Origin of the sequence: Membranihabitans marinus, from assembly GCF_021729155.1 — a bacterium.
Taxonomy (GTDB): Bacteria; Bacteroidota; Bacteroidia; order Chitinophagales; family Saprospiraceae; genus Membranihabitans; species Membranihabitans marinus.
Genome location: NZ_JAJQYA010000022.1, coordinates 76494 through 86820, shown reverse-complemented (window position 1 = coordinate 86820; position 10327 = coordinate 76494). Strand labels below are relative to the sequence as shown.

Sequence of the window (10327 nt, the reverse complement as noted above, 5' to 3'; positions counted from 1 at the left end):
GTTCATCTTTTAATTTTTTGTTTCGAATCACTAAAATCTTAAATATTTGAACTTTACACACTTTTTTGGACAGTATCATCAAAGAAATAATGTGTTGACACTTTAACCAGGAGAATATACCTAATCTTTACAACCAATAAATCGAACGACTCCCTCAAAACAATTTTTTAAAACCAATTAATACTGAGCCTGGAAACCTCCGATAACTTAGGGTTTCGACATAAGAAATGGACTGAAAATAACTATAGACTACCTGGGGATTAAGATTTAGTAAATCTCTTCCAATTAATCGAATCGTCCAATTGTTTGCCAATTTGTATTCCGCGGAGGCTGAAAGATCTACAAAATGATTGTCAATTCCACCACCTTTGAATAGGTTTAGTGTCATGCCGCTTTCTAACTGGAGTTTGTTCTTACTGTGAGAGGCTTGCACGCTATGCCCTTGTCCCACATTGTTACAAATAATGGTCTGGGAATTAATTTTTTGAAATTGATAATAATAACTATAACCAATTTCAAAGGCTTTAGTCACTTGAAAATCTACACCTATGGATTGATAATAGCTATGTTGCCGATTGGTTCTATCTCTCTCTAATTGGGTTTCTGATTTAGACAACCTGGTTGTAACTTCCATATCTAATTTTTGTTTGGCCATTTTCAACGATATCGTATTGTTAATGGAAAAATTGTGTTGAGCAATAGCCTGCTTATAATATAGAATCAACAAACCATTGTCTAAAGCATAATCTTGGTAAATGCCATTACGTGATTGAAAATAGTTCAAGATGGTATGGAAATTCATCTCCTTAATAAGGCTAAAATACAGATGAGTCAATTGAATAGAAGAATGGGTAAAAGTAGTTCCCAATGGTAATGATCCGTGTTGAATCGTATTTTCATCTACATATTCATAGGTATTATAACTCAAGGAAGACGGCACTTCGGACTTAGACATGGAGGTTGTAAGCATAAAAAAGTGAAGCTGATTAAAACTATACTTCAACTATAAACTGGGCGAGTATACAAAGTTTTGTTTTTGCAAGGTATCCAGACGATGATGATTAAAATCAGCATTGAATTTCAATTTTGCCATCCACTTATTTTTTTCATATTCAAAGTTGACATTCGAATTAAAATTTAGTATTGAATGATGAAAGTCAGTATCATATAGCGGCGTTTCTTTGGACTCTATTCGCCAATCTGTTAGAATATAACTTGACCTAAATTCTCCATTTAGCTCCCAGTTTTCGAGAAAGCGATAATAGCCTAACTTTAATCCCGCTTTTCCCTTCTGGTTGCGGTTGGCTTGATTTATTTCCGTCTGAAATTCACCATCTTGACTTAAAAAAAGGTTATGGTCTTTATTTTCCAATAAAAGATCTACATCCCAATAGTAGCTATGTTTTTTTGAAGGGGATTTGTAAAAACTAATTTTGGGAGCTACATTAAAAGTTTTTGTCCTGTTGGTATAAAAATTATGGGAGGCCTGCAGCGAAACATCACCATCATAGGTCTGGGTATTCTTGCTTAAGTCGGCATATGCTGGGATTTCAAAACTTATTCGTCCGTTTTTATTTTCAAATAGTTTGTCCATTGTCCATTTACTATACACATAGGGGAAAATAGTTTCCTTATTCTTAATCCCATTGAGTAAAAGGTTTCTGTCTTCAAAATTTTGCAATACAGTAGACTGTTGATTTCTTTTGGCATAATTTACCATCGATGTGATTCGTGATTTCTGCCGTTTACCTTTATCTTTTTCTAGATTAAAAAGGATTACATTGTCGTAATTTTGTTGTACATCCATACTCGGAGTAAATCCTGCTGGTATCAACTGAGATAAATCGCCTTTGGTCTCATTAAGTGCATGATATAAGCTACCCTTTATACTCAAAAAATCTCCTGAAGACATCACCGCTTCACCAATATTATTGGCCCTAATAAAGGAAGTCATCCCTGACTGTTCCCCTACTCGGTATACATTTGTCTTGGCTTCATACTTAGATTCATGACCAGCCAACAACTCTACATCGCCATTTATTCGAAATTTGGCTTCATCGGTCAACTTAATATCCATAGCAACTTTATTCGATTTAAATGGCAAGTACTGTTCACTAAACGACCGATAGTGCTCTATGATATTGATGGTTTTAACATCCTGTGCTTGAACACCTTCTGCTGATAGCTTGTGCTGATCAGCCAATATATCCCTCCCTTCGAGTAAGAGCTTGTCTATTCTTTTATTATTGTACAATATTTCTCCACTTTTACTGTATTCAATTCCAGGCATATTGCCCAATAAATCCCCTAAGGTTTGGTCACCTTCTCGCAAAAATGCTTTGGCGTCAAAGGAAAGCGTATCTCCTTTGACCACTATGCGCAGGGGTTTGGCCCTTACTTCTACTTCTGTAAGCAATTGGGCACTACTCCTCAGTACTATGACAATGGTATCTCGAGACAATAGCTCTGTATCGATGGGGATATATTGAGTGGCATAGCCCAAATAAGCGGCAGTAATTAACATGTTTGCTTTGACAGGCTTATTTATTTGCCAATTCCCCAATGAATCGCTGATCGAAAATCCACGCATAGTCGTACTATCTGCTTCATATAGTAGAATAGTGGCTCCATCCAATGCTTGTCCTTGGTCATTCAATACACGCCCACTGAGATTTTGGCTATGTCCCTTCCCTCCTATTAGCAAGATAAGAATCCCTAATAAAGTGTGTAGAAAATACCTATTTGATATTTGTAATACATTGGACATAGTTTATTTTTTTTTCACACAATCATAATCCCCATCAATGGTCTTCCCTTCTTCCCTGTCCTTTGTTTGGGAATCGTCTTTCTCAAGAAGGGCTTTCATCACCATGAATGACCGTTCAGTTTTAAAGGAATCATTATCCACTATTTCCAATTGTGAAAAATCCACATCGGGAAAGCCTCCTATATCTATCTCATGAATATTGACCAATTGAATATTTCCTATCGGGGTATCGACTCTTACCACCAATCCCGGCAAGCCCGAATAGATGGACGGCCCAAACACTGTTGGAAAATCCGGACAATAATAAATGTCCACCTTTTCATCGTCCATCTGTCCCGTGACCTTTACGGTCTTATATCCATCGATCCTATAACTTTTTGTGTCTACCTCCCAGTCCTCAGGATATATCATAGAGTAGGTCGTGGCTTTATTGGAATTGGATCGAAAAAATTGCAAGGTTTGCTCTTTGCTTCTATCTACATACTGTAAAAGCCCATTATACCACTCCTTTTTACTGTATCGACAAGTGTCCGCCGTTGTATCAAAATAATAGGAGACATTTTCTTTTACATTTAAACGTTCGTAGGTAATTATAACATTAGATGAGGAAGCATTGGCAGAAGATGAACCTGGCGTATATATCTTCTGTGAATACAATGCTGTATATTCCTGACTGAGACATTGTGTGGCTGTAATCATTACCGTTAAGAATACGAAAAGGATGTTTTTCATAACAACGTATTTTATGGTTTGATTGAAATGATCTTGTATAATCCTCTCCTTTCTATCCAATGTCTCCAATACTATGTAGTTCAGAAATAACAACTGCAAGGTTTATGGCTCCACACATTCAAAGACTTGATCAAAGTCCCTGTCTACTTTCTTCTCCTCTGTTTTTGAATTGGAGTCACTATAAATGGCTCTTAACAATGCCTTTCTTTTTTCAATTTCAAAGGGATTATTATCCAAAATATCTAGTTGGTTGAAATCCACATCGGGGAATGGCCCTAGATCCATTTCATGTACATTCACCAACTCCATCCTGCCTCTTGGAGTATCAACCCTAATGACCAACCCAGGCAAACCCGAATAAAGAGATGGCCCAAAGACCGTCGGAAAATCTGGGCAAAAATAAATGTCTACCTTTTTACAATCCATCATTCCAGTGGCTCGAAGTGTATTATAACCTTTGATCACGTAGTATTTACTGCCAATTTCCCAGTCGGTAGGATCAATCAAAGGATAGGTGGTAGCTTTTTTAAAACTGGAGGGATAATAAAATTGAAAAGTTTGCCTTTTACTTCTATCTACATAATGTAAAAAGCCTTTATACCACTCCTTTTCATTGTATCGACAAGTGTCAGCTTTGATGCTAAAAAAGTAAGAAATATTGTCCTTTACATTTAGACGATTATAAACAACAACAGCATTGGATATTGAAGAAATGCCATCAGAAGACGACTGTGGTTTAGATTTTAAAATATTGTCCTCTGCAGAAGGCGGTGATGGAGGTGGAGGAGGGGGGAAGATCTCCTGTGAGTACAAGACTGTAAATTCTTGTGCATAACTCACGCTCCAAATGATTATAAAGGTAAAAGTCAGATATAGGATTTTTTTCATAATTACGCATTTGACATTTTTGGAATAAATGGTCTTGAATATGGCATTCACACTACCATATCTATATCAACTATCTTTTAATTGATTGCGACTTTCACCTACATAAGTATTTGTATCCTTATCATAGGTATATTCTCTTTCATAATCCACATCTTAAACTTCCTCGTCATAGCCATACCAATAGTACTTGGCATTCTGGTAATTTTCAAGAGCTTCGTCCACAGCAAACATTCCTTCGGGCTTAAAATCAGACAACCTAATCATTTCAATACATTAATTATCATTTCTTTATACATATAAACAACCCAACGCTTCGCAGTTATTCGTATGTAAAAAACGTTAAACCAGTTGTCTATCCTACCTTTGATAAAGATTGGAAATTGAAAAAGTATTAAATGAATTTAAATCGAGAAAAAGATAGAGTATCGGTTAGAGTTTACTCATAAAAATATATTTTAAAAATTGAAGAAAACAATATTCTCCTAAGGTAAGCTATACTCTAAAGCTACATAATTATTGCGAAAATGTCGAAATAAAAAGTAGATAATTTCTAAATAAAGACAAAAATCCCAAACAACACTTATTTATTATTAAAATTGATTTTTCAATATTTACTCTTCATTTTCTTTTTGGTAAATAATACGATTTACATTTTATAATGACGGAAAAGATTGTGAGGATGACCGAATAGAATACATAACTGAGCATAATGCGAAGCATCAATGGTAGTAAATCTACCATTGGCGAAGATGACTGAATGAAGTTTTCCGAAGGAAAACCAAAGATCGTAAATCGATCTTTGGAGAAGGAACCGGAATCTCCGCATTCCGGATGGGCTGGCCATGGCGAAGGAACCGGGCTTCGACAAAGCTCAGCCACCGCTTCCTCCGAGTTTCGGGTGGGTAAGCCACTGCGCTCCGGCGTGACTGCCTGAAAGGTGGGTGTGCATAAAATAGAATCGGTAGCCGTAATAATTGGTCGAATGACAGAAATCAAAATCTTGATAGATTATATTCTGACCATTTAAAATACTTGATAGAAATTGAAAAAGCCCTGAAGGGGCGTAGTCTAATAGCATAGGGTGCAACCCTATGAAAGATAGTTCTCCCCATTATTAAGTCCTGAAGGGACGTAGGAAGGATCAATAAAATATGATTTCAATATTCTTAAATATAATGAATATTCATGGAGTTTAATAAAATCTAAAATGCCTTAACTGATTGAATAAATCAAAACGGGTAAACATTGCATTGTCAGGATCTGATTTGTCATGATTTTTGCCTAATTAATCTTCGTATATAATTTCTAGAATTTTATATAAATCCGTTTATAAATTAAAATATGATATTGCAAAAATCCCGCCAAATCAAGATTGACTTATTCCTATACCGTGGGTTTTCAACCCACGGCTATGATATATCATCCCTTCAGGATGACTGAGCGAAATACGAAGTATCCAATCGACTAAATGTCGATTGGGCGAAGGAACCGAAACCTCCGTGTTTCGGGTGGGTAAGCAGTAAGAAGATAACTGAACATAACTGAACGAAATTCCGATAGGAATCAATGGTAGTAAATCTACCATTGGTGAAGGCACCAAATCTACAGGATTTGGTTGAGTTGTCCTATGATGAGGGAACCTTGCCCTCCGTGGCAAGGGTGGGCTGGCCTTGAAATAAATTTATGGCAAGGATGGGGAGCATGCTTCCATGCATCGGATGGGCTAGCCTTTTAAAGTTAATCCTCGACTTCATACCGTTTTAAAAACAACTTGGTACTATTTCAATTTGTCATGATTTTTGCCTAATTAATCTTCGTATATAATTTCTAGAATTTTATATAAATCCGTTTATAAATTAAAATATGATATTGCAAAAATCCCGCCAAATCAAGATTGACTTATTCCTATACCGTGGGTTTTCAACCCACGGCTATGATATATCATCCCTTCAGGATGACTGAGCGAAATACGAAGTATCCAATCGACTAAATGTCGATTGGGCGAAGGAACCGAAACCTCCGTGTTTCGGGTGGGTAAGCAGTAAGAAGATAACTGAACATAACTGAACGAAATTCCGATAGGAATCAATGGTAGTAAATCTACCATTGGTGAAGGCACCAAATCTACAGGATTTGGTTGAGTTGTCCTATGATGAGGGAACCTTGCCCTCCGTGGCAAGGGTGGGCTGGCCTTGAAATAAATTTATGGCAAGGATGGGGAGCATGCTTCCATGCATCGGATGGGCTAGCCTTTTAAAGTTAATCCTCGACTTCATACCGTTTTAAAAACAACTTGGTACTATTTCAATTTGTCATGATTTTTGCCAAAATGCAAAAATCCCGCCAAATCAACATTGACTTATTCCTATACCGTGGGTTTTCAACCCACGGCTATGATATATCATCCCTTCAGGATGACTGATTAAAGTTACCTAAAAGACAACCAAAAGTCCTGAATGGACATTTGGCGCGTTGCTCTAAACCGCTGCACTGAGCCGCTGCACTGAGCTTAGTCGAAGTGTGGCAGTCAAAATAAAAGGAACTGACACCTCCGTAATTCGGTTGGGTTGATTACCATACCGAGGCTAGATTTTAAATTATAGAAGGTTAAATAATTGTAATTGTAAAAGTTGTACATCTTTAAATAAATCGGAAAATAACCGACAATTAAAAATGAATTTGATACTACTTACTATAGGCCATTGAAGTGATGGAATTCTCAGCCCTTCTTCCTTCAAAAATGCACCCTTAAAGCTATAGTATAATTTATGGAAAGATTACTGACATCTGAGCCCACTTCTAGGGGCAAATATAATTCTGGATACTGGATTCATAGAAGGGAAATTTTCAAATAAAATATCCCTCCGCTATCTAGAATTTAATTAATATGCCCATCATTAAAGAAACCTTTTGTGCCTATATCTATGCATTCGATGCATCATTTTACTACCAATGACTCAAAACACCATCCAAAGAACTTGTGTTAAAGTCGAACTTCCGATTGAACCATCCTTTTATGTCCCAAGTTAAATACCCCCATCTTGATGCCGACTCCAGCTGAAAATCCATTCATATCCTTTATGGTCTGATAATTACCCAAACTTACATCATTAGAGAAACGATAATGAACCCCTGCTTCTAACTGTATAAAATTGGATATTTTAAACACTACATTCAATCCAGGTTCCATGATAAAATATGGATCCCATTCATCCGGAAAGTCATTTGGTCCTAGATGGTCATTATCCAACAATCCGATCGCACCTGCCCCTAGTAAAATAGGGATCGATAAATGTATCTTTTGCTTACCGAACAAAATAGGCTCAATATGTAGGCCTCCGTATCCCCCAGTCAGGATTTTATCCGAAGCCAAATTAGACAATTCATGATCAGAATAAAATCCCATTCCACCAATACCAATCTCTATTTTATTGTCTGCAACATAAGCAATACGACCGCCCAAAAACAGAGCATTGTCGTCAGCAATTGCCCCATATTTAGAATATATCCCCATATAAATTCCATGACTACCACCGCCAGAAGTAAAGGTTTCGGCTTGTCCGACTTTTTTCTCTGAGAATTCAATGTATTCTCCTGTATTCTGGTCTTGAGCTGATAAACCAAGACTCATAAATAGACTAATTGCTAAATAAACTACTCTCATTTTTTGATTATTAATGTTTAAAAATTACACTGCCATTCTTGGAGTATAGTTGAATGATATTGGTCTTGCCCTGTCCGTATAGGGCATGAATATTTTTCTCTTTTCCCGATTTATCTACGTTTGTACTGCTCAAGACTTTGGTATTTATAGGCAGTCGCAATACACCTCCATCGATGGCGGCTTTAAACTCAAATGATTTATCCCCCACATAAATGGACACATCTGAGCTTCGCTGATCAATTTTCATAACCGGGATAGTAGACTTAAAGCCCTTTATATTTAAACTACCAAACAGTAATTTGATATCCTGTCTACCCGACACGGTTTGGAAGTCAAAATGACTAAAATTGGCATCGATGGACGCTGCCCCCAAATGGTTAATCAATACATCATCTCTACCTGAAACCATATCGAGTACATCCACCGACCCAATATCGAGTTGTCCTCCGGTCGAACGAATCGACATTATATCTACATGTTGTACTTTTAGTTCTGCTTGTTTGAGATCGGCATCCAATTGATTCAATTGATCTAGACTTGCTTTTACAAATTTTAAAGCACCAGATAACTCATTTATCGAGCCATCAATTCTCAAACTCCCATGTTCTTGTTCAATCCTCAATTTACCATGCCATTGTTCTACAACGACCTTCCCAAACCCACTGGTAATTTGCAAATCCATGTTTTTAGGCATAAAAATTTCATAACCTATCCAGACATCAGACTTGTTGGTGTCGTAAATATTTTTACTAATCCATTCCGACAAAAAACTTTGCGAAGGTTTTTCCATCTCCACATTTACCACAATCTGACTCTTCGATTGATTAATACTGGGCTTAATCCAATCCATATCTTGCTCTTCCTCGCTATTCGATTTCAACCTGGTCTTTACAACCACTCGTATAGAGTCCTTTTCCCATCCTCGAACAGAAATATCCCCTCCATCGTTTATAGCAGAAAGCTGTAGTTCTGTGGTCCGCTTAAAAGTTTTAATAAAAATATTCTCATTGCCCGACTGAGCCCATAATCCTGTAGCCCATATTATCAAAACCCCGACCACCAATGGTTTACATCGATATATATTCATTCTCATTAATTTTTAAATGATCATCCTTTGCGGATGGATTTAGAAAAAGTTCTAATGCAGCGATTTGCTGTTTGAAATTATTGACCAATGCCGTCAATATTTCCTCGTTATTAGGTTCGAGCTTCAATCTGTTTTTCAGTCTAACCTGCTCCAAATCCAAGGCTTCTAAAGTCCTTAAAAATGCAGATTTAGTTGCATCATCATATTCATCTGTCTTGACCAAGTCAGAAATAAGTGACGTATACTGTTCACCATAAAACGATTCAATCTCTACCCATTCAGGGTTACTAGCGTTCAATATGTTATTTTGCCCGTTCCGATAACCGTTCACATAGAGTGAAGTGCCTGCCATGATAATAATAAGGACAGCTGCTGCTATTTTTAAAAATCGTCTACTAAAAGCCGATTTCCGATCCAATTCCATGTCTATTTTATCCCAAACCATTTCTTGATCAAAGGTTTGATCGTCAAATTCCTCTTTGTGGTTGTCGATATAATCCTTTAAATTCATATTAGTGGCTTTAAATATTTTTGTAATAATTTTCTACCTCTGTGATACTGGGACTTAGAAGTAGAAACACTAATTTTCAATATCTGGCTAATTTCTTGATGGTCAAATCCCTCAATTAAATACAGATTGACCACGGTTTGATACCCCAATGGCATGGAACGAATGCCCTTCTTGATATCCTCTACCGACCATGCTGTCGACTCTATTTCCTCATCCTCATCCATCACCTCTACTTCTTCACTAGAAAATTTTAGTCTAGTTTCTTTTTTCAACAATTGAACGGCTTTATTAACCATAATTCTTCTCATCCAGGTTTCCAAAGAACTTTCTTGATTAAACTTTGACAATCCATTGAACACCGCCAAAAACCCTTCCTGAATCGCATCTTCAGCCAAGCCTCTATCATTCAATATCCGATAGGCCACATTGTACATTCTCTTAGCATACAACTGGTATAATTGTTTTTGTGCTCGACGATCTCTATGGACACATTGAGTTATGAGTTGTTGTTCGGCGTTATGAATCAAGGTCTTGTTAATCACTTATTGTTCTTATTCTACTTATATAGTTTCAAAAAAATAGAAAGGGTTGCATATAAAACTACTTTTTTAAAAATTATTTTAAATTTTTAATCCAGCGAATGCTTCGTCTTGATCCATTTAGTTTTACCAAAAGCGT

The 10327-nt window shown here is 36.7% G+C and carries 8 protein-coding genes; all 8 read right to left on the bottom strand.

Features of this window, described 5'->3' with window-relative positions; all coding sequences use genetic code 11:
• Window positions 1-154: 154 nt before the first annotated feature.
• The 8 genes from LVD51_RS13585 to LVD51_RS13550 all read right to left on the bottom strand — a co-directional run bounded on the left by LVD51_RS13585 (window position 155) and on the right by LVD51_RS13550 (window position 10191).
• Window positions 155-970, bottom strand: a complete 816-nt coding sequence (locus LVD51_RS13585) for a hypothetical protein (protein ID WP_236971930.1) — start codon at window positions 968-970, stop codon at window positions 155-157.
• Between the two features lie 33 nt (window positions 971-1003).
• On the bottom strand, window positions 1004-2767 hold the full coding sequence (locus LVD51_RS13580; RefSeq protein WP_236971929.1) for a carboxypeptidase-like regulatory domain-containing protein: 1764 nt from the start codon (window positions 2765-2767) through the stop codon (window positions 1004-1006).
• Window positions 2768-2770: 3 nt separating this feature from the next.
• Window positions 2771-3499 (bottom strand): GLPGLI family protein, encoded by a 729-nt coding sequence (locus LVD51_RS13575; protein ID WP_236971928.1) that lies wholly within the window; start codon window positions 3497-3499, stop codon window positions 2771-2773.
• 102 nt (window positions 3500-3601) lie between these two features.
• Window positions 3602-4387, bottom strand: coding sequence for a GLPGLI family protein (locus tag LVD51_RS13570; RefSeq protein WP_236971927.1), 786 nt, complete (start codon window positions 4385-4387; stop codon window positions 3602-3604).
• 2983 nt (window positions 4388-7370) lie between these two features.
• The gene (locus LVD51_RS13565; protein ID WP_236971926.1) at window positions 7371-8018 is read right to left on the bottom strand and encodes a hypothetical protein; all 648 of its coding nucleotides are present in this window, start codon (window positions 8016-8018) and stop codon (window positions 7371-7373) included.
• A gap of 43 nt (window positions 8019-8061) precedes the next feature.
• Window positions 8062-9138 (bottom strand): hypothetical protein, encoded by a 1077-nt coding sequence (locus tag LVD51_RS13560; protein WP_236971925.1) that lies wholly within the window; start codon window positions 9136-9138, stop codon window positions 8062-8064.
• Window positions 9119-9649, bottom strand: coding sequence for a hypothetical protein (locus LVD51_RS13555; protein ID WP_236971924.1), 531 nt, complete (start codon window positions 9647-9649; stop codon window positions 9119-9121). The genes LVD51_RS13560 and LVD51_RS13555 overlap by 20 nt, the downstream gene beginning before the upstream one ends.
• Window positions 9646-10191 (bottom strand): RNA polymerase sigma factor, encoded by a 546-nt coding sequence (locus tag LVD51_RS13550; RefSeq protein WP_236971923.1) that lies wholly within the window; start codon window positions 10189-10191, stop codon window positions 9646-9648. The genes LVD51_RS13555 and LVD51_RS13550 overlap by 4 nt, the downstream gene beginning before the upstream one ends.
• Window positions 10192-10327 lie beyond the last annotated feature (136 nt).